Origin of the sequence: Streptomyces sp. NPDC007164 (assembly GCF_040634135.1) — a bacterium.
GTDB lineage: Bacteria > Actinomycetota > Actinomycetes > Streptomycetales > Streptomycetaceae > Streptomyces > Streptomyces sanglieri.
This window is the reverse complement of sequence record NZ_JBEYFB010000001.1, coordinates 230,027-255,141: the sequence shown is the minus strand read 5'-3', so window position 1 is coordinate 255,141 and position 25,115 is coordinate 230,027. Positions and strand designations below refer to the sequence as shown.

General features: G+C 71.7%; 17 protein-coding genes. 4 read left to right on the top strand and 13 right to left on the bottom strand.

The annotated features are described in order from the left end of the window. Window positions 1–2: 2 nt before the first annotated feature. The 4 genes from ABZ622_RS01040 to ABZ622_RS01025 all read right to left on the bottom strand — a co-directional run bounded on the left by ABZ622_RS01040 (window position 3) and on the right by ABZ622_RS01025 (window position 2,926). Window positions 3–737: a TetR family transcriptional regulator gene (locus ABZ622_RS01040; protein ID WP_360539120.1), complete on the bottom strand. Its 735-nt coding sequence runs from the start codon at window positions 735–737 to the stop codon at window positions 3–5. 23 nt (window positions 738–760) lie between these two features. Next, the gene (locus ABZ622_RS01035) at window positions 761–1,195 is read right to left on the bottom strand and encodes a DCC1-like thiol-disulfide oxidoreductase family protein (protein ID WP_360539117.1); all 435 of its coding nucleotides are present in this window, start codon (window positions 1,193–1,195) and stop codon (window positions 761–763) included. A gap of 5 nt (window positions 1,196–1,200) precedes the next feature. Beyond that, window positions 1,201–1,632, bottom strand: coding sequence for a hypothetical protein (locus ABZ622_RS01030; protein WP_259928150.1), 432 nt, complete (start codon window positions 1,630–1,632; stop codon window positions 1,201–1,203). 67 nt (window positions 1,633–1,699) lie between these two features. Beyond that, the gene (locus ABZ622_RS01025) at window positions 1,700–2,926 is read right to left on the bottom strand and encodes an MFS transporter (RefSeq protein WP_360539114.1); all 1,227 of its coding nucleotides are present in this window, start codon (window positions 2,924–2,926) and stop codon (window positions 1,700–1,702) included. Between the two features lie 88 nt (window positions 2,927–3,014). On the opposite strand from ABZ622_RS01025, the gene ABZ622_RS01020 reads away from it, so the two are divergent. Continuing rightward, window positions 3,015–3,524, top strand: a complete 510-nt coding sequence (locus ABZ622_RS01020) for a MarR family transcriptional regulator (RefSeq protein WP_360539111.1) — start codon at window positions 3,015–3,017, stop codon at window positions 3,522–3,524. 83 nt (window positions 3,525–3,607) lie between these two features. Here the strand turns inward: ABZ622_RS01020 and ABZ622_RS01015 are convergent, their stop codons facing one another. The 6 genes from ABZ622_RS01015 to ABZ622_RS00990 all read right to left on the bottom strand — a co-directional run bounded on the left by ABZ622_RS01015 (window position 3,608) and on the right by ABZ622_RS00990 (window position 8,534). After that, window positions 3,608–4,204: a hypothetical protein gene (locus ABZ622_RS01015; protein WP_360539108.1), complete on the bottom strand. Its 597-nt coding sequence runs from the start codon at window positions 4,202–4,204 to the stop codon at window positions 3,608–3,610. A 179-nt stretch (window positions 4,205–4,383) separates the two neighbouring features. Next, window positions 4,384–5,151: a succinate dehydrogenase iron-sulfur subunit gene (locus ABZ622_RS01010; protein WP_360539105.1), complete on the bottom strand. Its 768-nt coding sequence runs from the start codon at window positions 5,149–5,151 to the stop codon at window positions 4,384–4,386. After that, on the bottom strand, window positions 5,151–6,905 hold the full coding sequence (gene sdhA / locus ABZ622_RS01005) for a succinate dehydrogenase flavoprotein subunit (protein ID WP_360539102.1): 1,755 nt from the start codon (window positions 6,903–6,905) through the stop codon (window positions 5,151–5,153). The genes ABZ622_RS01010 and sdhA overlap by 1 nt, the downstream gene beginning before the upstream one ends. 29 nt (window positions 6,906–6,934) lie before the next feature. Next, a complete protein-coding gene (locus tag ABZ622_RS01000; protein ID WP_360539099.1) occupies window positions 6,935–7,411 on the bottom strand; it encodes a succinate dehydrogenase hydrophobic membrane anchor subunit in 477 nt (158 codons plus the stop codon). Window positions 7,412–7,416: 5 nt separating this feature from the next. After that, the gene (sdhC, locus tag ABZ622_RS00995) at window positions 7,417–7,797 is read right to left on the bottom strand and encodes a succinate dehydrogenase, cytochrome b556 subunit (protein WP_266913134.1); all 381 of its coding nucleotides are present in this window, start codon (window positions 7,795–7,797) and stop codon (window positions 7,417–7,419) included. Window positions 7,798–8,003: 206 nt separating this feature from the next. Then, the gene (locus ABZ622_RS00990; RefSeq protein ID WP_360540207.1) at window positions 8,004–8,534 is read right to left on the bottom strand and encodes a 2-oxo-4-hydroxy-4-carboxy-5-ureidoimidazoline decarboxylase; all 531 of its coding nucleotides are present in this window, start codon (window positions 8,532–8,534) and stop codon (window positions 8,004–8,006) included. A gap of 298 nt (window positions 8,535–8,832) precedes the next feature. Here ABZ622_RS00990 and ABZ622_RS00985 point away from each other — a divergent pair, with 298 nt between their 5' ends. From ABZ622_RS00985 to ABZ622_RS00975, 3 genes are all read left to right on the top strand, one after another. Next, complete coding sequence (locus ABZ622_RS00985; RefSeq protein ID WP_360539096.1) at window positions 8,833–10,440, top strand: glycoside hydrolase family 20 protein; 1,608 nt, start codon at window positions 8,833–8,835, stop codon at window positions 10,438–10,440. A gap of 243 nt (window positions 10,441–10,683) precedes the next feature. Next, a complete protein-coding gene (locus ABZ622_RS00980) occupies window positions 10,684–11,517 on the top strand; it encodes a DUF4328 domain-containing protein (protein WP_360539093.1) in 834 nt (277 codons plus the stop codon). A 128-nt stretch (window positions 11,518–11,645) separates the two neighbouring features. Further along, window positions 11,646–12,239, top strand: coding sequence for a hypothetical protein (locus ABZ622_RS00975; protein WP_360539090.1), 594 nt, complete (start codon window positions 11,646–11,648; stop codon window positions 12,237–12,239). 135 nt (window positions 12,240–12,374) lie between these two features. On the opposite strand, the gene ABZ622_RS00970 is transcribed toward ABZ622_RS00975, so the two are convergent. The 3 genes from ABZ622_RS00970 to ABZ622_RS00960 are packed head-to-tail and all read right to left on the bottom strand — an operon-like array spanning window position 12,375 to window position 24,444. Further along, complete coding sequence (locus ABZ622_RS00970; protein WP_360539087.1) at window positions 12,375–19,817, bottom strand: MupA/Atu3671 family FMN-dependent luciferase-like monooxygenase; 7,443 nt, start codon at window positions 19,815–19,817, stop codon at window positions 12,375–12,377. Further along, the gene (locus ABZ622_RS00965) at window positions 19,814–23,191 is read right to left on the bottom strand and encodes a beta-ketoacyl synthase N-terminal-like domain-containing protein (protein WP_360539084.1); all 3,378 of its coding nucleotides are present in this window, start codon (window positions 23,189–23,191) and stop codon (window positions 19,814–19,816) included. The genes ABZ622_RS00970 and ABZ622_RS00965 overlap by 4 nt, the downstream gene beginning before the upstream one ends. After that, complete coding sequence (locus tag ABZ622_RS00960) at window positions 23,191–24,444, bottom strand: MFS transporter (protein WP_360539081.1); 1,254 nt, start codon at window positions 24,442–24,444, stop codon at window positions 23,191–23,193. Before ABZ622_RS00960 ends, ABZ622_RS00965 begins: the two co-directional genes overlap by 1 nt. Window positions 24,445–25,115: the final 671 nt, after the last annotated feature.

The window sequence follows — 25,115 nt, the reverse complement described above, 5'->3', positions numbered from 1 at the left end:
GTCTAGTCCGGTTTCCCGGGCCGTTCCGCGCTCTTCGGCTTCACGGCGCCGGGCAGGAAATCCTCCAGCACCTCGTGGACCTGCCGCACCAGCGGCCGCAGCGCCCGGAACCGGGAGAGCGCGATGGCGCGGGCCCCGATCGGGGCGGAGCGCTCGACCAGGCGGCGGCTGCGTGCGGTGTGCTCGGTGCGGTCGTACACCCAGTACAGCACCAGGCCCATCTGCATCAGCCACATCAACTGCGGCAGCAGTTCCGCCAGTTCGGGATCGGTCTTGGCGTCGGACCCGGCCAGGCACTGCCGGTGGATGGAGATCGCCGCCTCGCGGGCCGCGACCGACTCCGCCGAGAACGGGCTGAGCGGGCTCTCCGGATCGGCGGCGTTCTTGAAGAACTGGGCGGCGAAGCGGTGGTACGGCTCCGCCACGTCCAGCCAGGTGAGAAGGACCCCGCGCATGCGCACCGCGAGGTCCTTGTCGCCGTCCAGGACCGGCTGCACGGCCGCCGCGTGCTCGGCCGCGAGCCGGTCGTAGAAGCCCTGGACCAGGTGTTCCTTGTTCGTGAAGTAGTAGTAGGCGTTTCCCACGGAGACGCCGGCCTCCTGGGCGATGGCCCGCATCGTCGTCTTGTCGTAACCGCGTTCCTGGAAGAGCCGGAGCGCCGTTTCGAGGATGAGTGTGCGGGTCTGCTCGCTCTTGGGAGCCCTGGCTTCCTTCACGTCCTTCACTTCCTTCACCACAGACCCGAGGGTATCCGTCGTGGTCAGCCCGCGGACCCGGGGACCGTACAGGCACCGTCCCCGCCCTCCCGGCCGCACGGCGGAGCGGTCAGGGACCGGTACTTCGCGGCGGCGAGCACGGTGGCCCGAGCGAACGGGCGGCCCGCCGGGGTGGTCAGCCAGTGGGCCCTGGGCCGGTGCTCGGCCAGCGCCCAGAGGCAGACGATCCACGCGGAGGTCCCGCGGTAGATCTGCCCCCGGTCGCCGATCACCGTGATCTCGTCCAGCGTCCCGGCGTGATCGAGCCCGGGGAAGCGGCGGCGCGCCTCCTCGGAGGCCGCCGGGACGAGGTCGAGCGGGACGAGCTGACGCTGCCTCATCAGCCACTGCCGCAGATGCAGGCAGAGCGGGCACCGCGCGTCGTACAGCACCGTCAGGCGCTCCACGGGGAGCCGCTGCCCGCCCGGTCCGCCCGTCATGGGGCTCAGGCCCTCGGGGCGGGCGCCGCCCACGGGCCGGTGGCCGGTCCCGTCCAGCCCTGCGGGGGCACCGGCGGGGTCTGCTCACGCTCCATCAGGCCGCGGCGGCGGATCTTGTTGAGCACATAGACATTGCCGAGGTGCATGACACCGAGGACGAGCAGCACGACGCCGAGCTTCACCGACAGTGCCTCGAAGAGCCCGCGGGCGTCGGTGACGCCGTCGGAGTTCCTCAGGTAGAGGGTGACGAAGCCCAGGTTGACCAGGTAGAAGCCGACCACCAGCAGGTGGTTGACGGCATCGGCGAGCTTCTCGTTCCCGTGCAGTACATCGGCGAGGAACACCTTGCCGTTGCGGCTGAGCGTGCGCGCGACCCAGACGGTCAGCGCCACGCTGATCAGCAGGTAGATGACGTACGCGACAACAGTGAGGTCCATGCCCCACCCTCCCTTGAACGCGTTCAAAAGCTGTTGTCATGGACTGTAGACCTGTAATTGAACATGTTCAAGCGGGGAGTCCGGCGGCTCGCTCCGGCTGCTTGTCCGGCGCTCCGAAGCGCCGTACGCCCGGCACCGCCGCCGTTCCCAGGCAGGCCGCGCCGACGGCCACCGCGGCGATGGCCAGGGGTACTTCGGCGCCCCAGGCCGAGGCCGCGAGCGGGGCCAGGGCATAGCCGAGCGGCATCGCGCCGAGGGAGAGCAGCCAGTCGTACGAGGTGACCCGGGCCAGTGCGTGGGCCGGTACGGCGGACTGGACCGAGCTGTCCCAGACCGGGCCGAGGAAGCCGAGACCGGCCTGGGCGACGCCGTACGCGGCGATGGTGAGCGCGACGGGTGCGTGGGCGGCCAGCAGGCCGAGCGGCAGGGCGTACGTGGCGAGGCCCAGGTTGGCCACCAGTATCGGGCGGCGGGGGCGGGCCCGGCCGGCCAGCAGCGAGCCCAGGAGCAGGCCGACCGCGCCGGTCTGCAGGAGGGCGACCCAGACGCCCTTGCCGCCCAGTTCCCGGAGGAAGAGCGCCGGGCCGACCGTCATCAGGACGGCCGCCGCGCCGTTCCAGGTGGCGTGCCCGATCAGGCTCGTCCAGTACCAGTCACGGCTGCGGACCTCGCCCCAGCCCTCCTTGAGGTCGGTGAGCAGCGAACGCCGGGGGATGGGTACGTGCCGGACCTCTACGGCGGACAGCAGCGCGGCGCTCACCGCGAAAGTGGCGCCGTCCAGCACGAAGGCCCAGCCCGGTCCGGCGGTGAGGATCAGCAGTCCGGCGAGGGCCGGGCCGCCGAGCCGGGTGGCGCTGTTGACCACTGCCATCAGGGAGTTGGCGCGCAGCAGCCCGGACTCCGCCACGGTGCCGCGGATCAGCGGTGAGGCGGTGGGCATCGCGAACGCCCCGGCGGCGCCGCCGATCGCCTCGGCGAGCGCGATCTGCCAGAGCGCGGGGGAGCCGCCGAGCAGCTCCGCGCCGACGAAGAGCTGGGTCGCGCACCGTACGAGGTCCGTGGTGAGTGCGACGGTGCGGGCGTTGAAGCGGTCGCCCACGACGCCGCCCAGGGGCAGCAGGAGCAGCTTGGGGACCATCGCGCAGCCCAGGACCAGGGCGAGTGCCCCGGTGGAGCCGGTGGCCAGGTAGACGGCCAGGGAGAGGGCGGTGGGGATGACGGCGTCGCCGATGAGCGAGAGGGTGCGGCCGATGAAGAGCAGGCGGAAGGCGCGCGTGCGCAAGGGGTGCGGCATGCGCGAGAACTTATTTCGGTACCGAACTATTCGTCAACGAAATATTAGGCTCCGAAGGGAAGTTGGCGGACCGGCGTACGATTTCCCCATGGAGCGACGCGACTGGACCGACGGACATGTGGAGCGCTGGAAGCCCGTCCTGCCCGGCCTGGACCCCGACGTCGAGGGCGCGGTGACCCGCATGAAGAAGCTCTCCGTCCATCTGCGCCGGGTACGCGAACAGTCCCTGGTCGACTTCGACCTGGACCGCCAGGAGTTCGACACCCTCCACAAACTGGCCGGACGCGGCGGGAAGGCGGCCCCCTCCGAACTCGCCGCCGACCTCGACCTCGCGCCCGCCTCCGTCACCGGCCGGCTCGACGCGCTCGAACGGCGCGGCTTCGTCCGCCGCACCCCCTCCACCACCGACCGCAGACGGGTCGACGTGGAGCTCACCAAAGCGGGCCGCTCCACCTGGCTGGGCGCGATGGACGTCCTCGGCCACGAGGAGTACCGGCTGCTCGGCGTACTCGGCCCCGACGAGCGCACACTGCTCAACGACATGCTGCGGCGCATCATGGTGGTCGCCGAGGACCGGGGCGGCGCCGCCTGGGACTGACGGCCGTTCGGCGCGGGACAGACGTCGGACACACGCGAGGCGCAGGTGCGGAGCGGCTCGCGCGGCCGGGGCGGGGGTGTCCGTCAGATGCTCATCGCACGGGCCGTGTTGAGCTGGGCCATCACCATGGGGAAGGTGTCCTGGCCGGTCGCCGGGATCATCGTCGAGTGGTGCCGGCCGCCGCTGGTCACCGAGACCTGGACGAAACCGGTCGTCTGCTTCTCCTTCATCAGGAGGAACAGCAGACCGATCAGACAGAACAGCGCGAAGACGATCGCCAGCACGATCGCGACCGTCGGGATCTTCTCCTCGGTACGGGTCAGGTCCGTCGCCGTCCACACCGCTCCCTTGAGCGGCATCGGACCCGACGGGGTCACGATCTGGTCCTGCATGACGGCGATGTCGCCGAACGTCAGGACCGGCATGCCGGTGCCCGGCTGGGCGCCCGGCTGCGGGAAGCCCTGACCGGGCATGGTCGGCTGGGCCGCGACGCCCTGCGGGTAGCCGTAGCCGGGGCCGGGCTGGGTCGCGGACTCGGGCAGCGGCTGCGGGTAGCCGTACGCCGGGGCGCCCGGACCGGGGTGTCCCGCGCCGTCCGCGACGGTGGGCGGGTTGCCCGGCTGCTGGGGAGCCGGCCCCCACTTGTATGAGTCGTCCGCGTACGGATTCGGATCGCTCAACGTTCCCCGCTCTCGATCAGACCTGTGCGCCCCGGACCCTGCTGGGCCGGCGGGGGCGAACCGGAGTCCGGTTCCGCACGACCGTACCGTCCGGGACCGGACGGCGCAGCAAGAGGCCCCGCTCTGCGCAGGGTTGCTGCGGAGAACGGGGCCGGATGCGACTGCTGAGCCGGTGGCGGTCAGAAGCGGCGCGTGATCAGCGCCCGCTTGACCTCCTGGATCGCCTTGGTGACCTCGATGCCACGCGGGCAGGCGTCCGTGCAGTTGAAGGTGGTGCGGCAACGCCACACACCGTCACGGTCGTTGAGGATCTCCAGGCGCTGCTCGCCGCCCTCGTCGCGCGAGTCGAAGATGAAGCGGTGCGCGTTGACGATCGCCGCCGGGCCGAAGTACTGGCCGTCGTTCCAGAACACCGGGCACGAGGACGTGCACGCGGCGCACAGGATGCACTTGGTGGTGTCGTCGAAGCGCTCGCGGTCCTCGGGGGACTGCAGACGCTCGCGGGTCGGCTCGTTCCCCTTGGTGATGAGGAAGGGCATGACATCGCGGTACGCCTGGAAGAACGGGTCCATGTCGACCACGAGGTCCTTGAGGACCGTGAGGCCCTTGATGGCCTCGACCGTGATCGGCTTCTCCGGGTTGACGTCCTTGATCAGCGTCTTGCAGGCGAGCCTGTTCTTGCCGTTGATCCGCATCGCGTCGGAGCCGCAGATGCCGTGGGCGCAGGACCGGCGGAACGTCAGCGTGCCGTCGATCTCCCACTTGACCTTGTGAAGGGCGTCGAGCACACGCTCCTTCGGGTCGATGTCGATCTGGAAGTCCTGCCACTGGGCCTCGTCGGAGACCTCGGGGTTGAAGCGGCGGATCCGGAGGGTGACCGTGATGTACGGGGAGGCGGAAGACGCCGGGGGGGCGGTCTCGACCTTGTCCAGAGTCGGGGTAGCCATCAGTACTTACGCTCCATCGGCTGGTAGCGGGTCTGGACGACCGGCTTGTAGTCGAGTCGGATCGACTCGGTGCCGTCGGCCGAGACCTCGCGGTACGCCATGGTGTGGCGCATGAAGTTGACGTCGTCGCGGTTCGGGAAGTCCTCGCGGTAGTGACCGCCGCGGGACTCCTTGCGGGCCAGCGCGGAGGTCGCCATGACCTCGGCCAGGTCGAGCAGGTTGCCCAGCTCGATGGCCTCCAGGAGGTCCGTGTTGAACCGCTTGCCCTTGTCCTGGACGGACACGTTGAGGTAGCGCTCGCGCAGCTCGGCGATCTTGTCGACGGCCGTCTTGATGGTCTGCTCGGTGCGGAACACCATCACATTGGCGTCCATGCACTCCTGCAGCTCCAGACGGAGTGCCGCGACCCGCTCGGTGCCCGTCGAGGTGAGCAGCCGCTCGACCTGGTCCTCGACCATCTGCGCCGGGTTCTCGGGAAGCTCGACGAAGTCGTGCTTCACGGAGTACTCGGCGGCGGCGATGCCGGAACGGCGCCCGAAGACGTTGATGTCGAGCAGCGAGTTGGTGCCCAGCCGGTTGGCGCCGTGCACGGAGACACAGGCGACCTCGCCGGCGGCGTACAGGCCCGGGACGACGGTGGTGTTGTCGGCCAGCACCTCGCCCTCGACGTTGGTCGGGATGCCGCCCATGGCGTAGTGCGCGGTCGGCTGGATCGGGATCGGGTCCGTGTAGGGCTCGATGCCGAGGTACGTGCGCGCGAACTCGGTGATGTCCGGGAGCTTGGCGTCCAGCTGCTCCGGCGGGAGGTGCGTGAGGTCGAGGTAGACGTGGTCGCCTTCGGGACCGCAGCCGCGGCCCTCACGGATCTCGGTGTAGATGGAGCGGGACACGACGTCACGGGACGCGAGGTCCTTCATGACCGGCGCGTACTTCTCCATGAAGCGCTCGCCGTCCTTGTTGCGGAGGATGCCGCCCTCACCGCGGGCGCCCTCCGTCAGCAGGATGCCCATGCGCCAGATGCCCGTCGGGTGGAACTGGAAGAACTCCATGTCCTCCAGCGGCAGACCGCGGCGGTAGCAGGCGGCCTGGCCGTCACCGGTCAGGGTGTGCGCGTTCGACGTCACCTTGAAGAACTTGCCGGTGCCGCCCGAGGCATAGATGACCGACTTCGCCTGGAAGACGTGGATCTCGCCGGTCGCCAGCTCGTAGGCGACGACGCCGGCGGACTTCTTGACGCCGTCCTCCTCGACGACCAGCTGGTCCAGGACGTAGAACTCGTTGAAGAATTCCACGCCCTCCTTGACGCAGTTCTGGTACAGCGTCTGGAGGATCATGTGGCCGGTGCGGTCGCCCGAGTAGCAGGCGCGGCGGACCGGGGCCTCACCGTGGTTGCGGGTGTGACCGCCGAACCGGCGCTGGTCGATCTCGCCCTTGGGCGTACGGCCGAACGGCAGGCCCATCTTCTCCAGGTCGAGAACGGCGTCGATGGCCTCCTTCGCCAGGATCTCGGCGGCGTCCTGGTCGACCAGGTAGTCGCCGCCCTTGATCGTGTCGAAGGTGTGCCACTCCCAGTTGTCCTCCTCCACGTTGGCGAGCGCGGCGGCCATGCCGCCCTGCGCTGCGCCCGTGTGGGAGCGGGTCGGGTAGAGCTTGGTGAGCACGGCGGTGCGGCTGCGCTTGGTGGACTCGATGGCCGCGCGCATGCCGGCGCCGCCGGCGCCGACGATGACGGTGTCGTACTTGTGGATCTGCATGATTTCCTCTGGTCCCTCTGGCCCGGCGCCTAGCGGATGTTCGGGTCGAAGGTGAAGATCACCAGCGTGCCCAGCAGGACGGTGAACACCGTGGCGGTGTACAGAAGCATCTTCAGCCAGAAACGGGTGTTCTCCCGCTCGGCGTAGTCGTTGATGACCGTACGGAGACCATTGGCGCCGTGCAGCATGGCCAGCCACAGCATCCCGAGGTCCCAGAGCTGCCAGAACGGCGAGGCCCAGCGGCCCGCCACGAAGGCGAAGCCGATCTTGGAGACGCCGCCGTCCAGCACCAGCTGGATCAGCAGGTGGCCCAGGACCAGGACGACCAGGACGATGCCCGACAGGCGCATGAAGAGCCAGGCGTACATCTCGAAGTTGGTGCGCGAACCCTTGGGGGTCTTGCCGGTCCGCTTGCGCGGCGGCTCGATGACCGGGGCCGGGTTGTCAGCGTCATAGAGGCTGACACCCTCGACGGAGCCGATCGCGGCGGAGGACTCGGTGGACATTGGCCTCAGCTCCCGAAGACTGCGCGTACGGCGTGGCCGAGGACCGGGTACAGCGCCCCGACCATCAGCACGATCCAGATGCCCACGACAGACCAGAGCATCTGCTTCTGGTAGCGCGGGCCCTTGGCCCAGAAGTCCACGGCGACGATACGGAGACCGTTCAGCGCGTGGAAGAGAATCGCGGCCACCAGGCCGTATTCGAGGAGCGCGACGATCGGCGTCTTGTACGTGGCCACGACGTCGTCGTAGGCCTCGGGGGAGACGCGGACGAGAGCGGTGTCCAGGACGTGTACGAACAGGAAGAAGAAAATGAGGACACCGGTGACTCGATGAGCCACCCAGGACCACATGCCTTCCCGGCCGCGGTACAGCGTTCCAGCCGGCACGGAAGAACCCTCCGGGAGCGGGGATTGGGGCCGGCCGGCTTGACTGTCGGTCTGACCCGGCCGGGTACGGTCCACCGGCCCCGGCCATCGTAGCGACGGTTTGTCGGTTCGTTCGCGCGGGGGCCCGCGGTGTGATCAAAGTGGCAATCAAACAGGCACGGACGGGCTAGAAAGGGCTGTCGACCGCCCCCATCGAGCCCGTTCCGTTATGAACCCGATACCAGCTCGATGATGCGGCCCCGGGCGAGTCGGCGCATCTCCTCCGCGGTCACCACCCGCTCCTGGTCGGGTTCGTGGGCCAGCCGGGCCCGGATCCCGGCGAGCACCTGGTCCGGCTGCTCGGCCGGGCCGAAGCCGTCCAGGCAGATCACGAAGACATGGCCGAAGCGCGACTCGTACGCGGCGTGCGCGGCCTGGAGCGCCAGATGGGCGGAGTGCGGGGCGGCGTGGTGCAGACCAGGGGAGACCTCGGCGGTGAGCGCCTCGGAGAGGTCTGCCGGGGCAAGGTCGTAGCCCGCCTCGTCGGCCGCGGCCAGCAGCGAGTCCACGTCGGGAAAGGGGCGGTGGGCGGCCAGCCGCTGCGCCCAGCGGCGGCTGCCGCAGCACTCCAGCAGGGCGGCCTCGGCCTCGGCCGGCGGCACGGCGTTGAAGCGGTCGAGGCCCGGGACACGGGCCTCGGCCTGGTCGGCGGCGGAGTTCTGGACGGGTACGGCCGTCCGGGTGGCCGGTTGGCACAGTTGCTCCGGGAGGCCGGCGCGGGACTCGCTGGACCTGGTCAGCGTGGGCTCCTCGGATCAACGGCATCTGTGACCCTGGAGGGGGAAGCGGTGGAAGAGACCAGGCAGATGCAGGGTGAAGGGAGAGACGAATGTGCCTCAAAGCTAGCCAGGTGGGGCAACGGACGTCCGACAGATGCGCGAACTTCACCCGGACGGGAGAGTTTCGGATCGCCTGACGAACCGTATTCCAAGGAGAATGCCCGGCTGTCTCCCTGATTCTGCCTCGTTTTCCGTAAATGACGGAGGTTTCTGAACGATGTCGCCCTCACGAGGCGCTCTCGTGGCCGGTGCGGTCCTCACCGCGGCGGCCGCCGCGACGATCGCCGTCGTCGTCTGGCCGGAAGGCTCCGACAGCGGGCTCGCCGGACAGTCGTCGAACGCCCGCACCCCCGCATCCTCCTCGGCCGCCCCCTCGCCGGCCCGGAGCTACCCGCTCTCCACCGCCCCGCGCACCATCCCCGCGGTACGCGAGCACATCGCGGCCCGCGGCCCCGGCTGGCGCCCCGGCCCGGACAGCGGGGTCGTCGTGGCCCGCGGCAGCGGGACGCTCGCCGACGAGGGGCAACTGCTGGCCCAGGAGCTGAAGATCCATTACCGGGGCGAGGTCCCCGCCCGCGCGGGCGACGTGCGGCTGGCCCTCGCCCCCGGCAAGGGCACCCCCGAGTCGTACACCCTCGACGTCCACGACGGACGGGTCACCATCAGCGGGCCGGACCAGGCCGGGGTCTTCCACGGAACCCGCACCCTGAAGCAGTCGGTGCGCGCCGACGGCACGATGCCGGAGGGCGAGGTGCGCGACCGGCCCGACCGGCCGCAGCGCGGCCTCAACCTCGACATCGCGCGCAAGCACTACACCGCCGCCTGGATCGAGGACCGGCTGCGCGAGATGGCCGACCTCAAGCTCAACCAGCTCGGCCTGCACTTCTCCGACGACCAGGCCTTCCGCATCGAGTCCCGCACCCATCCCGAGGTGGTGTCGCCGCAGCACCTCACCCAGGCCGAGGTGCGGTCGATCGTCGGCCTCGCGAACCGGCTGCACATCGAGGTCGTCCCGGAGATCGACTCCCCGGGTCACCTCGGCGCGGTGCTGCGGGCCCACCCCGGCCTCCAGCTGCGCAATGTGTCGGGCACCCGCTCGCCCGGGTCCCTCGACATCTCCAATCCGGGCTCGGCCAAGCTCGTCGACGAGCTCCTCGGCGAGTTCACCGAGCTGTTCGGCGGGGCGTACTGGCACCTGGGCGCCGACGAGTACCTCGCGCTGATGGCACGGAACCCGGCCGCCTCGTACCCCCAGCTGCAACGCGCCGCCCAGCAGAAGTACGGGGCGCAGGCCGGCATCAAGGACCTGACGACCGGCTGGCTGAACGACCGCGCGGCGGTGGTGCGCCCGCACGGCAAGCGGCCCAAGGCGTGGAACGACGGCTTCTTCCGCGACGGGACCGTGCACGCCGACAAGGACATCGAGGTGGAGTACTGGACGGGCAAGGAGTACGGCGCCCGGGAGCCGGAGGAGTATCTGCGCGAGGGACGGCGCGTGGTGAACCTCAACGACGAGTTCCTCTATTACGTGCTCGGTCAGCCCAACCAGTTCGTCTACCCCACGGGCAAGCGGATCTACGAGCAGTGGACCCCGCTCGTGCTGCGCGGCACCCGGCCGGTCCCGGCGCGCTACTCCGGCCAGATCCTCGGCGGCCGGTTCGCGGTCTGGGGTGATCTTCCGCAGGCGCAGACCCCGGCGCAGGTGGCGCAGGGCATCCGGATGCCGCTGCGCGCGACCGCCCAGAAGCTGTGGGCCCCGGGCAAGCCTGCCCTGAGCTGGGACGAGTTCCGGGCACTGGCCGCGCGGATCGACGGGACGGGCTGAGCGGGGCGGGCTGAGCGGGGTGGGGCAGGGCGGGGCGAGGTCGAGCGACGGATCGTCGGGTGGTGCCGAGGTGGTGATCGGTCGGGGTGCCGGGCGGTGCCGCTCGGCCCGTCGCTCCCCGGCACCGGGCCGGATTCCTCGTGGACAGCCAGGTGGCGGGGGGCTAGGTTCCGGATGCCGCGCGGTCCGGGGAGGGACGCGCGTTCTCGCGTTCGTGCTCAGAACCTTGGGGGGTTCCGCTTCATGCTCTGCTCCACCTGCCGTCTCAGACCGCCCGTCACCGACGACGGACGCTGCCTGCTCTGCGCCGGCCCGGCCGGGGCGGCACCTGCCCCGATGCCGCCCGCCCCGGCCTTCTTCGCGCCGCAGCAGTACCTGCGTTCGCCCGAGGGGCTCGCGAAGGCCGTCGTCGTCCTGCTGGCGGTCGTCGCGGCGGCGGATCTGCTCGCCGTGGCGGCGGGACTGAACAGCCGCCGTGTGATCGCGGCCGGGCTGGAGAACGACTTCGCGACTTACGACGAGGCGGAGGCGACGCTCGCGGACAATCTGTACGGGACGGCGGGCGTGCTGCAGTCCCTCGTGAGCCTGGCCACCGCGGTCGTCTTCATCATCTGGTTCCGGCGGGTACGGCTCAACGCCGAGGTGTTCGACCCGAGCATGCAGCCGATGAGGCCCGGCTGGGCCGTCGGAGCCTGGTTCGTCCCGATCGCCAACCTGGTGCTGCCGCGCCGGATCGCGGGCGGCATCTGGACCGCGAGCGCCCAGACGAACACCGACGGCAGCTGGCGCTCGGTCCCGGCCACCGTGATGAACCTGTGGTGGGGGTTCTGGGTCGTCTCGCTGATCGCCTCCCAATACGCGACCCGGCAGTCCTGGAAGGCCGAGCAGCCGCAGGAGATCCTCGATACGACGGCCCTGGTGATGGGGAGCGACGTCCTCGACATCGTGGCCGCGGTGTTCGCCGTCCTCTTCGTCCGCAAGCTGACCCGGATGCAGGGGGAGCGGGCGGCCCTCGGCACGTATCCGCTGGGCACCCCGGGCGTACCGGGGCGCGGTGACTGGGGCCGCGCCCACTGAGCGACGTTATTCGGCCTCCGTGGTGACGGTTTTGAGCCATCCGGCGCTGAAAGCGGTACAGGAGCGGTAACAGGAAGCGCCTCGTCCCCATGTGCGTGCGCACGGGGGCGTGCCGACGGGAGACGCCGATGAGCCTGCTGGAACTGATCGCCGCCGCCGACGAGCGCGGGCTCGCCGCGAGCGCGGTCGCCTGCCTCGACCGCTGCCTGCCGCAGCCCGTGGACGGAGCGGACCCGGATCCGCTCCGTCCGCTCTGGGCGGGGTGCGCGGACGCGGCGGCCTGGCCGGAGCGGATCGCGGAGGTCCGCGCGGCGCTGGACGCCGCGGCCGACGAGGAGGGCGCCGCCCCGCGGATCCGGAAGCTGCTGGGCGAGGCGCCCGCGGACCGGGCGGCGCCGGAGCTGCGGGAGTGGGCCGACGCCTGCTCGCTGCTGGCCCTGGAGGTCCACCTCGACCCGGACACGGCGCCGGGCGCCGGTACGGAGGCGGCGCGACGCCGGCGCGCGGGCGATCCGGATGGGGCGGGCCCGTTGCCCGCCGGGGAACTGCGCCGGCAGATCCGGATCCTGGAGATGCTGGCCGCGACCGCGACCGCGGACGCCGCGTCGGCGGGCGCCGGACTGCGCCAGGTGCTGGAGGTCTCGGCCGAGGGACAGCGGGTACTGCGTGCCGCGGTCTCGCGGCGGGCGCGCCGCGATCCGGACGAGAGGCCCTGGGCCTGACGCGGCCGAGCCGCCGTACCGGGCCGACGCACCGCCTGCGTCGGCCCCGGTCCAGGTGCTTCCGCCCGTTCCCGGCTGCGGTCGGTCACGCGTCGGCCACGTGACCGACCGCAGGGCCGGCTGCCGCGGGGCCGGTTACCGCGGGCTGTCCCGGCGCGGGTGGACGCCGTCGGCGAGCGCCTCCCCGGCCTCGTCCCGCAGCAGCCGTACGTACTCCCGGGTCCATGTCTCGACCGTTGCCCGGTCCCACAGGTCGGCCGAGTACTCCACGGCACCCTCCAGAACGTCCCCGGCCGGGGTCAGCACCATGATGAACTCCGACCGGGACGCGGCCGGGGCGATCTCCGCCACCGTGGTGGTGAGCCCCGGCAGTTCGATCCCGGTGTCCAGCGAACTCTCGTAGGCCAGGCCGACGGCCAGGCTGTCCGGTATTTCGACGCCCCTGCGCTCCCGCATCGCCGGCGCCACCTGGCGCGGCGGCATGGCGTGCTCCATGCCCAGGACCGTCGTACGGGTGACCCGGTCCGTCAGCGCCGCGAAGGAACCGGCGCGCGCGTCACGGACCCGCAGGGCGAACCCGGTGGCCGTGCAGCCCACCAGGGACTCGAACTCGCGGCTTTCCCGGCCCGCGTAGGAGATGTTCATCACCACGTCCTCCTGCTCCGCCTTCGCCGCCAGCAGCCGGCCGAGCGCCGCCGCGGTCACCACGAAGGGCGTGGTCGCCCGCCGGGCGGCCAGCCGTTCCACATCGGCGCGGACCTCGGCGGGCACGGTGAATTCGACGACTCCGCCCCGCCCGCTGAGGGCGCCGGGCCGCGGCCGGTCCAGCGGCAGATCCACCGCGAAGGGGGCGTCGGCGAGTTCGTCCAGCCAGTAGTCCGTGCGGCGCCCACCGGTCGCCGCCTCGTGGGCGATCTGCCAGTGCGCGTACTCCACTTGCTGCGGTACCACGGGTGACAGGCCGGGGCCGGTTCCGGTGACGGCCGTACGGTAGAGCGCGGCGAGCTCATTGAGCAGCGTGGTCAGGGCCCACCCGTCGCAGGTGCAGTGGTGCAGCACGAGCAGCAGTACCCACTCCTCGGTGCCGGTGCGCAGCAGGCGGGCGGAGAGCACGTCCCCCTCGAAGAGGTCGAGCGGTGTCTCTGCCGCCCGCTCGGCGAGCCGTTCCACCTCGGCCCGCCGTTCCGGCTCCGGCCGTGAGGTGAGGTCGTCGACGGGCAGGTCGAGGGGGCGGGATTCGAGCACCTCCTGGCGCCAGGAGCCGAGGCCCTCCTGTACCAGGCGGGTACGCAGCGCTTCATGACGCTCGGTCAGCTGCTGGAGTGCGGTGCCGAGGGATCCGGGGTCCAGCCGGCCGGAGAAGGTGATCCGCAGGGCGACGTTGAAGACCTGCGGTCTGGCGTGGCGGGCCTGCAGGGTGGCGAAGCGCGACTGCTGTCGGCTGGCCGGGCCCCGGCGGACGACCCTTCGCGATCCGGCGTCGTGCACGAACTCCGTCATGGCGCGCAGCGTGGGCTCCTGGTAGAGGTGCGAGAGCGGGTACTCGATGCCCCACGCCTCCCTGATCCGGTTGACCAGCCTCGTCGCGGTGAGCGAATGCCCGCCCAGGTCGAAGAAGGAGACATCCGGATCGACACCCGACGCGGTGAGGCCGAACTCGGCCGCCCAGAGCTCACGAAGTCCGTCCGTCGGCGTGGTGCGGGGTTCGGCCTCCGGCGCGGTGCGGGGTTCGGCCTCCGGCGCCGGGCCGCCGGCCCGGCGGGCCCCCTCGCCGGCCGCCGGGGGGAAGGGACCAGCCGACGGGAGGAAGGGACCGGCAGCCGGGATGAAGGGACCGGCCGACGGGAGCCGCGTCCGGTCCAGCTTGCCGTTACCGGTCAGCGGCAGTTCGTCGAGGATCCGCCAGGCGCGCGGCACCATGTACTCCGGCAGGCGGTGGCTGAGTTCTTCGGCCCACCGGTCCGTGCGGGACCGTTGCTCCGCCGCACTGTCGCGGCCCGGCCCGGCGGGTACCACATAGGCGGCCAGGAAGGCCTCGCCGTTCGCACGGCGCAGGCCGACGACGGCCGCCCGGCGGACACCGTCGAGACGGCCCAGTACCTGCGTCACCTCCTCCGGCTCGACCCGGAATCCGCGGATCTTCACCTGGTCGTCGGTACGGCCCACGAACACGAGTCGCCCGTCCGCCGTCCAGCGGACCAGATCGCCCGTGCGGTAGTAGCGGCTCTCGGTCCCGTTCTCCGCCCCGCTCTCAGGCTCGGCGTTGTCCGGCTCGGCCGTGAACCTCTCCCCGGTGAGGTCCGGCCGGTGCAGATAGCCCGCGGCCACGCCCGGACCACCGACGAGGAGCTCACCCACCGCACCGATGGGCACCGGCTTGTCCGAGGCGTCCACCACGCGCAGGGTCACGTTGTCGGCCGGACGCCCGATCGAGATCACGTCCGCCCCCTCGTCCGCGCCCTCGTCCGGGACGGGCCCGCCGGCCCCGGGGGAGACCGTGTCGACGACGCACAGCACGGTCGTCTCGGTCGGGCCGTAGATGTTCACCGTCTCGTAGGGGGCCTCGGGCCGGGGACGGCTCCGGAGCGCCTCGCCGCCCAGCAGCAGATGGCGCAGCGGGGGCTGATCGGCCACCGGCAGGCGCAGCACCTGTTCGCCCAGGGCCGTCGGCAGGACGCTCAAGGCGATGTCCTGGTCCGCGTACCACCGGGCCAGGGCGAGCGGATCGCGGCGGACCGGCTCACCGGCCACGACGATCGTGCCGCCCGCCGTCAGCGCCGGCCAGATCTCCAGGAGTGAGGCGTCGAAGCTCTGGCTGCACACGACGGCGCTCCGGTCGTCGCCGGTGAACGCGAAGCGTTCGTGGTGCCACTGGCAGAGGTCCACGAGGCCGCGGTGCGTGAGCACGACACCCTTGGGCGTGCCGGTGCTGCCCGAGGTGTAGATGACGGAGCACGCGGAGATGAGGGAGGAGCCCCCGGTGCCGGTGCCGGTGCCGGTGGCCGGCCGGGTGCCCGGCCCGGGGGCTCCCGTCGGGGCGGCGTCCGGCGCGACGACGGTCACCGATCGGGGCAGCCGCAGCTCCCCCGGTCCGTCCGCGCCGCTGATCACCGTGCGGGCGCCGCTCTCGGCGATCACCTGCGCGGCGCGGACGGCACCGAGCGACGGGTCGAGCGGCACATACGCGCAACCGGCCCGCAGCACGGCGAGCAGCGCCACGACGAGCTCCGCGGAGCGTGGCAGCCACACCGCCACCAGGGGTTCCCGGTCCTCGTCCGCCCGGTGTTCCGCGAGCACGGCGGCGAGCCGGCCGGCCCGCTCGTCCAGCTCCCGGTAGGTCAGTACGGCGTCCTCGGCCTCCACCGCGGTCCGCGCAGGGTGCGCCGCCGCCTGCCGGGCGACCCAGTCGTGCACGGTGGTGTCCGCGACCGGCCGGACCGGGCCGTGTTCCCAGCTCTCCGGCACCTCGTCGCCCTCGACCGCCGGGCGGGCGAGCAGGGACAGCGGTGTGCCGGGCTTGTCGACGGCGGCGGCCAGAAGGTCGCGGAAGACCGTGAAGAACCTGTCGACGGTGCCCGGCTCGAACAGATCCGCGTTGTACTCCAGATGACAGCGAACGCCCTGCGGCCCGTCGGTGAAGTAGACCGTCAGATCGGTCAGCGCCTTGTCGGGGCCGGCGTCCAGCGCGACCGCCTCGATGCCGGGGAGGTCGAGGCGGAACGGCTCCGACGACTGGAACTCGGCGCACACCTGGAACACCGGCGTGCGGTCCGTCCTGCGGGGCGGAGCGAGTACGCGCACCACCTTCTCGAACGGTGTCCCCGCGTGGTCGTAGGCGTCGAGCGCGACGGTACGCACCCGGTCCAGCAGCGTCGCGAACCCGGGATCGCCGGTGAGGTCGACCCGCAGGGCGACGGTGTTGACGAAGAAGCCGATCAGCTCCTCGGCCCGCCGCGGCCGGTCCGAGACCGGGATGCCGATGACGATGTCCTCCTGCCCCGTGACCCGCCGCAGCATCGCCGCCCAGCCGGCCACCAGGGTCATGAACAGGGTGGCTCGTTGGCCCCGGCTCAGCTGCCTGACCTGTTCGGACAGCCCGGGGCCGAGGGAGCGGAAGACGGCGCGGCCCTCGGAGGTCATCTCCGCCGGCCGGGGGCGGTCGGTGGGCAGTTCGAGGACCGGGAGGTCGCCGCCGAGCACGCGCCGCCAGTGGGTCAGGTCCCGCGCGCTGCCGGGGCCGTCGGCCGTCGCGCGCTGTTCCCGTGCGTGCTGGGCGTAGCTCCAGGTCAGCGCGGGCAGCCCGGCCTCGGTGCCGTCGCGCGCCGCCCGGTAGAAGGCGGCGAGGTCCCGGCACAGGACGGTCGCCGAGGCCGCGTCGACCACGATGTGGTGGAAGGACAGGACCAGCACGTGCTCGTCGACCGCGGTACGTACGAGCCGGCTGACGAACAGCGGACCGTTCTCCAGGTCGAAGCGGCGGGCGCTCTCCGTCGCCAGCGCCTCCCGCACGGCGGCCTCGGCCCGGAGCGTGCCGTCCACCACGCCGAAGTCGGGCTCGGCGGCCTCCCGCACCAGCTGGACCGCCGAATCGCCGGCCTGCCGGAAGACGGTGCGCAGCCCTTCGTGGCGGGCGACGAGCCGGCGCAGCGCGGTGTGCAGTGCCTCGGTGTCGAGCGCACCGCGCAGGCGGATCGCCTTCACCTCGTTGTAGGCGGTGCGTCCCGGGAGCAGGCGTTCCAGGAACCAGATCCGCTCCTGGCCCGGGGACAGGGGCGCGCCCGGGTCGGGTGTCCGCCGCTCCCGGTGCCGGCGGCGCAGGGCGTCCAGCCGGGGGAGACCGGCGCGCAGCTGGTCCGCCGATACGCCGAAGTCGACCAGCGCGACGATCTCGTCCGCGCCCGCGTCGGCCACCGCCTCGGCCACCGGCAGGACGGTGTCCACGTCGCCTATCAGGGCCCGCTGGTCGCAGTAGCGGCCGTAGGCGCGCCGGAAGACCACGTCCAGGTCGTCCTCGCTGAGCGATCTCAGGTCGGTGGTGACACCGAGGCTGTTGGTGACGCCGCTGAACAGGGACAGCGAGGCCTGCATGTAGCGGGCCATCGGCGCGAAGGCCTCGGCGCGGGCGGTGTCGTGGTCGTCGGCGAGATAGGTGTGCAGCAGGACGGCGACCCGTCCGGCGTCCGGGTCGAGGCCGTGGAGCGCCCGGGCCCGGCGGTAGCGGGCGATGTTGTCCCTGAGCTGGTCGATGTCCTGGGTCATCAGATTGGTCACGATGCCCAGGTCGTGCGCGGCGGCGCGTTCGTACGACTCCGGGTTGGCGACCACCGCCGTGTAGAGCGGCGGCATCGTCTGGACGGGGCGGGGGAAGAGCTGGATCTCGCGTTCGCCGTCCCCGGTGGTGCGGCGCAGTGTCTCGCCCCGCCAGAGGCTCCGCACCTGTTCCAGCCGGTCGTACATCTCCTGCTTGTGCGGCCCGAAGCGCTCGGGGAAGAAGACGAAGTCGTTGGCGTTCCACCCGCTCGCGACGCCGAGGCCGACGCGTCCGCCGGAGAGGTTGTCCGCCATGGACCACTCCTCCGCCACCCGGATCGGGTCGTGCAGCGGGAGCACGACCGAGCCGGCGTTGATGCGGATGCGCCGGGTCTCCCGGGACAGTGCCGCGGCCAGGACGGCGGGGTTCGGAAAGAGGCCGCCGAACGAGTTGAAGTGCCGTTCGGGCATCCACAGCGCCTCGAACCCGTGCTGGTCGGCGAACCGGGCCGCCTCCATGAGCAGTTCGTAGCGGCCCTCCTTCGGGCCGGGTCCGTCGTCCGGGTAGTCGCCGAAGAAGTAGAGGCTGAAGTCCGCGCGACGCGGCGTCGTGGCCGCCGCGGAAACCGGGACGGCCACGGGAACCGGGACGGCCGCGGGAACGGGCGGCACATCGGCCACCTCGTCCGCCACCTCGCCCGCCACCGCATCGGCCACGGTTTCGGTCGACGGGACGGGGAGGGCCGCCGCCGGTCCGACGGCTGCCCGGACGGGTGCGGGGCGCCGGGACGGGCCCGTGCCGGTGCGGAAGAAACCGGCCTTCCGCAGGTCCCTCAGCGACCCCCGCACGGCATCGGCCACATGCTCGATGTCACCGTCGGTGTGAGCCGTGGAGAGGAAGAAGTTGCGCCACTCCCATACGTGCACGCCCCGCAGCATCAGGTGGTAGTAGAGAAGCTCCATGTCGGCGCGGTGCTCGAAGCGGAACTGGGAGCCGAACCAGCCCATCCGCAGGGGGAATTCCTCGGCTTCGAAGAAGTCGTTGAGTCCGGTGGCCAGTTCGGTCGTCCGGGCGTTGAGCCGCTCCTGAAGGTGCGGACTGTGCTCCTTCAGATGAGTGAGTACGGCGTGCGCCGCGGTCATCGACACGGGATGCTGCAGGTAAGTGCCGCCGAAGAAGGTGGTGTCGGCGGTCGGACCGCTGTCGTCCCCGTAGGTCCAGTGACCGCCGTCGACCCCGTCCATGATGTCGGAGCGTCCGGCGATCGCGCCGATGGGGAATCCGCCGCCGAGGAGCTTGCCGTAGGTGGCGAGATCCGGGGTGACGCCGTAGAGCTCCTGCGCGCCGCGGAGCGCGGGACGGAATCCGGTCAGCATCTCGTCGAACATCAACACGATGCCGTGACGAGCGGTCAGTTCGCGCAACTTGCGGACGAACGCGGCCGGCTGGAGCGAGGGATGCCTGCTCTGCACCGGTTCGACGATGACCACCGCGATCCGCTCCGCGTCCCGTTCGATCGCCTGAAGGGCCTTCTCGCTGCCGTATTCGAGGACGGTCAGTTCGGCGACGGCACTGTGCGGGATGCCCCGGGAGACGGGTACGGTCCCCTCCTGGGCGCCGTGGCCCGCCTGCCGGCCCAGCACCTGGTCGGCATGGCCGTGGTAGGAGCCCTGGAAGGTGACGATCCGGTCGCGGCCGGTGGCGGCACGGGCCAGACGGATCGCCGCCGCGTTGGCCTCCGTACCGGAGTTGGCGAAGGCCACCCGTTCCATCCCGGTCAGTTCGCACAGCAGCTCGGCGGCCGCGCCCGTCTCGACGCTGCGGGGGCCGAGCCGGATGCCCCGGGAGAGGTGTTCGCGTACGGCTTCCCGGACGAAGCCGGGCTCGTGGCCGAAGAGGAGCACCCCGAAACCCATGGTGATGTCGGTGTAGCTGTTGCCGTCGATGTCCTCGATCCGTGCGCCCTCCGCGCGACGGGCCGCTACCGGATAGAGCATCTCCTTGGTCGACTTGCGGAATCCGACGACCGCTCTGCTGTCGGCGAGTCTGCGGCGGTGGCGCTGGGCGAGTTGTCTGGAGGCCGCCGTACGTGCCGTGTACCGGCGTACGAGGTCGTCGAGATGGTTCTGCTGAGTGCGGGGCGAGGTGGAGCGGACCATGCCGGCATCGGGGGCGATCACCACGCGCGGCCCGTGTGCCTGAGGCTGTCGTGCACCGCCGGCCACGGCCGGCCCGGCGCCGATCTGTTCGGTGATGCGCTGCGCGAGCCGGGCCATGTCGGCCAGGTCCCGGTCCAGGGCGGCAGTGAGGCTCTTCTGCTCGTTCACCGGACCACCTCGTCGTTCGGCAGGGCCGCCGCCGAGTTGCTCCGGAGCGCGAGCAACTCGGAGAGCTGGGATATCTGGGTGAGCATCTGGAGCTGGATCTGTGACAGCTGCTGGACCCGCAGGGCCAGCTCCCGCAGCTCCTGCCGGGTGACGGGACCGCCGTCCGGCTCCTGCCGGGTGACGGGGCCCGCGTCCGCGACGACGTCGTGCGGTACGGGGTGGGGGTGCGGGACGTCGTGCGGTACGGCATGGGCGACAGGCGGCGAGTCGTCGGCCGACGCGGCGTGGACAGGCGGTGTGCCGCCCGTCGCCGGCCCGGCGGTCGCGGGTGCGGCGGCCGGCCGGGGGACGGCCCCGGGCTGCCCGGACCGGCCCGGCCGCCCGGGCAGCCGCGCAGCGACGAGTTCGGCGAGAAGCCGGGGCGTTCCCGTCTCGTCGAACAGCTCTCGCATCGTGATCTTGACGTGGTGTTCCTGCTCGATCTCCCGGAGCACATTGATCATGAGGAGCGAGTCCGCACCGAGATCGAAGAAGGGGGTGTCGGCGGGGACCGAGGTGAGGTCCTCCCCGAAGGCTCCGGAGAGGAAACCGAGGATGCTGTCCAGCAGCGGTCCGGTCTCCGTCACTTCTGTCGTCATGGTGCGTTCCTCTCTCGCCGGGGAAATGGGTCCGCGGGGCCCGGGTGGGGCCCCGACCCAGTGGTGTCGGTGCTGGAAGCGGTAGCCGGGCAGCGGGACGCGCCGCCCTCCGGTGCCGGCCAGGAACGTCTCCCAGCGGACATCCGCTCCCGCGCAGTGCAGATCCGCCGCAGCGCCGAAGAGTGCCGTGAGCCCGGTGTTCCGGTGCAGGGAGGGAACCGCCCGCACCGCGGGCAGGGAGCGGCGGGCCAGGCTGCTGAGCGTGGTGTGCGGGCCGATCTCCAGGAGTACGCCGGGCCGTTCACCGGCGACGGCACGCAGCGACGCGTCGTAGCGCACCGGCTCGCGGGCATGGCGGACCAGGTGCTCCGGGTCCGGCACCCAGCCGGGCTCCCGGGTCCGGCCGTCGAGAGAGCTGATGAAGCGGGTCCGTACCGGTGCGAAGGGGACCTTCGCCAGTACCGTCGCGAACGCGTCGAGCATCGGCTCCGTAGCGGCGGTGTGGAAGGCCCGGTCCACCGCGAGGCGTTCGTACGGGGTGGACCGGTCGTCGAGCGCGGCGCACATCCGGTCCACGGCCGCGACGGGACCGGCCAGCACATGGGAGCGTTCCCCGTTGGTCACGGCGAGTTCCAGGCCGGGGTGAGCGGCGGCGAGCTCCGTGGCGGACTCCCGCGCCAGCGCCACCGCCACCATGGCGCCCGGCGCGCAGTGCTCCCGCATCAGCCGGCCCCGGTACGTGCTGAGTTCCAGGCCGTCCGCGAGCGACAGCGCCCCGGCCGCGAAGAGCGCCGCGTACTCACCGACGCTGTGGCCCGTCACGGCCCAGGGTTTGATGCCCGCCTCGTCCCACAGCCGGACCAGGGCGCACTGCAGGGCGAACAGGGCCGGCTGCGCGGTCGCGGTCGGCCAGACGGCCCCCGGGGTGCCCGCCCCCTCGGTGAGGAGTCCGGTCAGCATCGGTTCACCGGTGAGACGGCGGTGCCACGCCTCGCAGGCGTCGAGGACCTCACGCACGACGGGAAACCGTTCGTACAGGGCCGCCGCCGCCCCGGGGCGCAGCGAACCCTGACCGGTGAACTGGAACACCACCCGGGTGGGGGCGTCCCCCGGCGGCACGGGGGACGCGGCGGTCGCGGCGGTCGCGGCGGTCGCGAGCGGTGCGGGGCCGCGGAGCCAGGCGTCCAGGGCGTCGGCCAGCGTGGACGGTGTGCTCGCCCGGACCGCGATCCGGTACCGGCCGTGCGAGCGCCCGAGCGCGGCGGTCGTGACGAGATCCGCCAGGGGCAGCGCGGTCCGCCTGCGGAGCACGTCGCGCAGGGACCGTACGTTGTCGGCGAGGGCCTCCCGGCTCGTCGCGGAGACCAGGAGCACGTCCGGCGGGGCCGCGGTGGCGGACCGCGGCCCGGGTTCGGGGGCTTCCTCAAGGATCAGGTGGACGTTGGTGCCGCCGACCCCGAGCGAGGTGACACCCGCCCGCCGGGGGGTGCCGTTCTCGGGCCACGGATGCGGGGCGCGGGGTGCGTAGAACGGGCTGTCCGCCAGCCCGAGCAGCGGATTGGGATCGGTGAAGCCCGCGATCGGAGGGATCACACCGTGTTTGAGCACCAGCAGGGCCTTGACGAGACCGGCCAGTCCGGACGCCACGTCGAGATGCCCGATGTTGGCCTTGACGGCTCCGAGAGCGCAGTAGCCGGTCCGGTCCGTGTCCTGCCGGTACGCCGCGCCCGCCCCCTCCAGCTCGATGGGGTCGCCCTTGAGGGTGCCGGTGCCGTGGGTCTCCAGATACCCGATGGTGTCCGCCCGGACGCCCGCGTGGTCCAGCGCCCGGCGTACGGCTTGCTGCTGGCCCCGCGCGCTGGGTGCCGCGAACGCCTGCTTGTCGGCGCCGTCGTTGCAGATGCCCCAGCCGCGGATGACGCCGTGCACGGTGTCGCCGTCCGCGAGCGCACGGGTCAGCCGCTTCAGTACGACGGCCACGACACCGGTGCCGCCGACGGTCCCGTTCGCGGCCGCGTCGAACGCCCGGAGCCGGCCGGTCCTGGAGAGGATCGAGCCCTTGACGTAGTGGTAGCCGAGCACCTGCGGGACGTGGACGGCGCCGGCGCCGGCCAGCGCGATGTCGCATTCGTCCAGCAGCAGGGACTGGGCGGCCAGGTGCACACCCACCAGCGAACTGGAGCAGGCGGTCTGTACGTTGACGGCGGGGCCGGTGAGACCGAGCCGGTGGGCGACCCGGGTCGCGTTGAAGTCGGTGTAGTTGCCCACCAGGACCTGCATGCCGGCCAGCCAGTCGGCGATGTCCTCGTTCGGCAGGACGTTGTTGAGCAGATAGGACTGCATGCTGTACAGGTGGTAGCCGGTGCTGGCATAGACCCCGATCCGCCTGCCGTCCCGCTCGTCCGGGTAGCCGGCGTTCTCCAGGGCGTGCTGCGCGCACTCCAGGAACAGGCGGTGCTGGGGGTCGGTCAGGCGGGCCTCGCGGGCGCTCATCCCGAAGTGCCGGGCGTCGAACCCGGCGATGTCGTCCAGGACGGCCGAGGCCCCGACGAAGTCGTCGCGCCGGTACAGCTCTTCGGGGACCCCCGCGGCCTTCAGTTCGTCCGTCGTGAAGCGGGTGAAGCGGTCCTCGCCGTCACGGATGATGCGCCACAGGTCCTCCGGGGTGTCGGCCCCCGGCAGCCGGAAGGCCATCCCGACCACGGCGATGCGCGGGTCCTGCCCGCCCCCGCCCATCAGCCGCGCCCTTCCTGCACGGCGGCGTCGCCGGCCTCACGTAATCGCCCGGTCCCGGCCGGGGAACGGCGCAGCACGAGCAGCGTCAGCAGGGCGAGGCACAGGACGATGGCGAGGCCGTGCAGGGAGGCGACCACCTGGAACGGGGAGAAGGACTCCAGCAGCGATCCGCTGACCAGCATCCCCAGTCCGAACCCGGCGTTCTCGGCCGAGGCGGAGAGCCCGAAGAGGCGTCCGCGCTGCTCGTCCGGGACCAGCTGGAGCCGTGAAACGTAGACGACCTCGGTGACTCCGTCCGCCGCTCCGGCGAGGAGTGAGGTGGCGAGCGCCGGTACGGTGGGCAGCCCGCTGAACACGATGATGAACGCCCCCGACATGACACAGGCGCCGACCGCGAAGGCACGCTCGCCCAGCGTGCGTCCGGTCCGGCGGTTGTGCCGGGCCAGCACCTGCTGGGCGATGATGGTGCCGACCGCCCAGGTGGCCCAGAACTGGCTGATGAAGGTGGCCGGGTGGTCGGGGTCCAGCAGGCTGGAGTAGACGGGCAGCGCGACATTGTGCGAGGAGGAGCCCAGCCCGTCGACGGCCCGCACGGCGATCATCGCCATCAGCACCGGCGCGCCGGCCCACAACAGCCGGACGGAACGGCGCCCGGCGCCCGGCGCGCCCTCCTCCGCGCCCCCGGACCCTTCGGACCGGGCCCTCGTGCGGATCGGCAGCACCAGCAGTACCGACGCGGAGACCAGGAACGTGCCCGCGTCCAAGACGAACGCCGCCGTGTACCCGAGCTGCGCCACCACCACACCCGCCGAGGCGAAGCCCGCGATCATGGCGAGGGAACGGCCGGTGACCAGCAGGCTGTTGGCGCGGGTCCGGTGCTCGGCCCCCACGATCTCCGGGATGCTGCTGCGCAGGGCGACCTGCGAGAGCGTCGAGCAGCCCCCGGTGACCACGGCCAGGCAGTACAGCAGGGAGATCCGGCCGGCCTCGGGCGCCAGGAGCAGCACCAGGAGCGCCAGCGCCTGACCGAGGTCGGCGCCGATGATCAGCCGCTTGCGGTCGTACGCCGAGACAAGGCGCCCGCTGACGAACCCCGCCCCCACACTCGTCCCCAGCCGCACCGCCATGAAGAGCCCCGCGGCCAGGGCGCTCCCGGTGACGTCGTAGACGAAGACGTTCAGCGCGACCATGTTCAGATAACTGCCGTACGCGGAAACGCCGTTACCGAGAACGAGCAGCCGGAAATGCTTCATGCGCACCCTTTCGGAACCACGAGGGGGAGCAGGCACCCGATCGCCCGCCGCCTCAGCCTCATGCGCTGGGACGGTCTCCCAACACCCCATCCCCCTTGCAGAGTTCAGCGGCCGCGCATGCACCTGCCAATCCCGTCAAGCCTTGCCCGCCTGTCACTGGCTTCACACCGGACCGCCGACATTTCCGGGATCCGACCGCCCATTCGATCCGGGGCGCACGGGTGAGCGCGGCACGGGGGCGGTGCGGAGGCGGGTGAGAACCCGGTGGGCGTGAGTGCCGGGGTCCGGCGCCACTGTCCGGGGCGCGCGAGGTCCCGCCGGCGAAATCCGGATGAACCGGTGGCGCGTCGGACCCCCGGTCGATCACGCGAGTGGTCTGCTCACGTCAAACGTGCAGCCGGGGAGAGGAGTGACGAGGACGACCGGGGCCGCCACCCCCGGCCGAATTATCCCCCAAAGGGCCTCTGGTCAGGAGTTTTGTCGGCTCGGTGGGGGTTACCGCTTGCCGTCTGGTTCGGCCCTGCTCCAGGTGTTTCTGATTGCTCCTGGCTGCTGTTGGTCACGCGTTGGTCATGCGTCCAGCTGGCGGGCCGCCAATGGTTACGTCATGCGGGGTGGCCGGACATGCGGTGCCGGAAGAGGACCGGACCCCACTGAAACCAGTCCTCTTC

Excerpts from the sequence above, each read along its gene's own strand:
- ABZ622_RS01035 (WP_360539117.1), bottom strand. The coding sequence starts at position 1,195 with ATGACGGGCGGACCGGGCGGGCAGCGGCTCCCCGTGGAGCGCCTGACG.
- ABZ622_RS01030 (WP_259928150.1), bottom strand. The coding sequence starts at position 1,632 with ATGGACCTCACTGTTGTCGCGTACGTCATCTACCTGCTGATCAGCGTG.
- ABZ622_RS01025 (WP_360539114.1), bottom strand. The coding sequence starts at position 2,926 with ATGCCGCACCCCTTGCGCACGCGCGCCTTCCGCCTGCTCTTCATCGGC.
- ABZ622_RS01020 (WP_360539111.1), top strand. The coding sequence starts at position 3,015 with ATGGAGCGACGCGACTGGACCGACGGACATGTGGAGCGCTGGAAGCCC.
- ABZ622_RS01010 (WP_360539105.1), bottom strand. The coding sequence starts at position 5,151 with ATGGCTACCCCGACTCTGGACAAGGTCGAGACCGCCCCCCCGGCGTCT.
- sdhA (WP_360539102.1), bottom strand. The coding sequence starts at position 6,905 with ATGCAGATCCACAAGTACGACACCGTCATCGTCGGCGCCGGCGGCGCC.
- ABZ622_RS01000 (WP_360539099.1), bottom strand. The coding sequence starts at position 7,411 with ATGTCCACCGAGTCCTCCGCCGCGATCGGCTCCGTCGAGGGTGTCAGC.
- ABZ622_RS00985 (WP_360539096.1), top strand. The coding sequence starts at position 8,833 with ATGTCGCCCTCACGAGGCGCTCTCGTGGCCGGTGCGGTCCTCACCGCG.
- ABZ622_RS00980 (WP_360539093.1), top strand. The coding sequence starts at position 10,684 with ATGCTCTGCTCCACCTGCCGTCTCAGACCGCCCGTCACCGACGACGGA.
- ABZ622_RS00975 (WP_360539090.1), top strand. The coding sequence starts at position 11,646 with ATGAGCCTGCTGGAACTGATCGCCGCCGCCGACGAGCGCGGGCTCGCC.
- ABZ622_RS00965 (WP_360539084.1), bottom strand. The coding sequence starts at position 23,191 with ATGGGCGGGGGCGGGCAGGACCCGCGCATCGCCGTGGTCGGGATGGCC.
- ABZ622_RS00960 (WP_360539081.1), bottom strand. The coding sequence starts at position 24,444 with ATGAAGCATTTCCGGCTGCTCGTTCTCGGTAACGGCGTTTCCGCGTAC.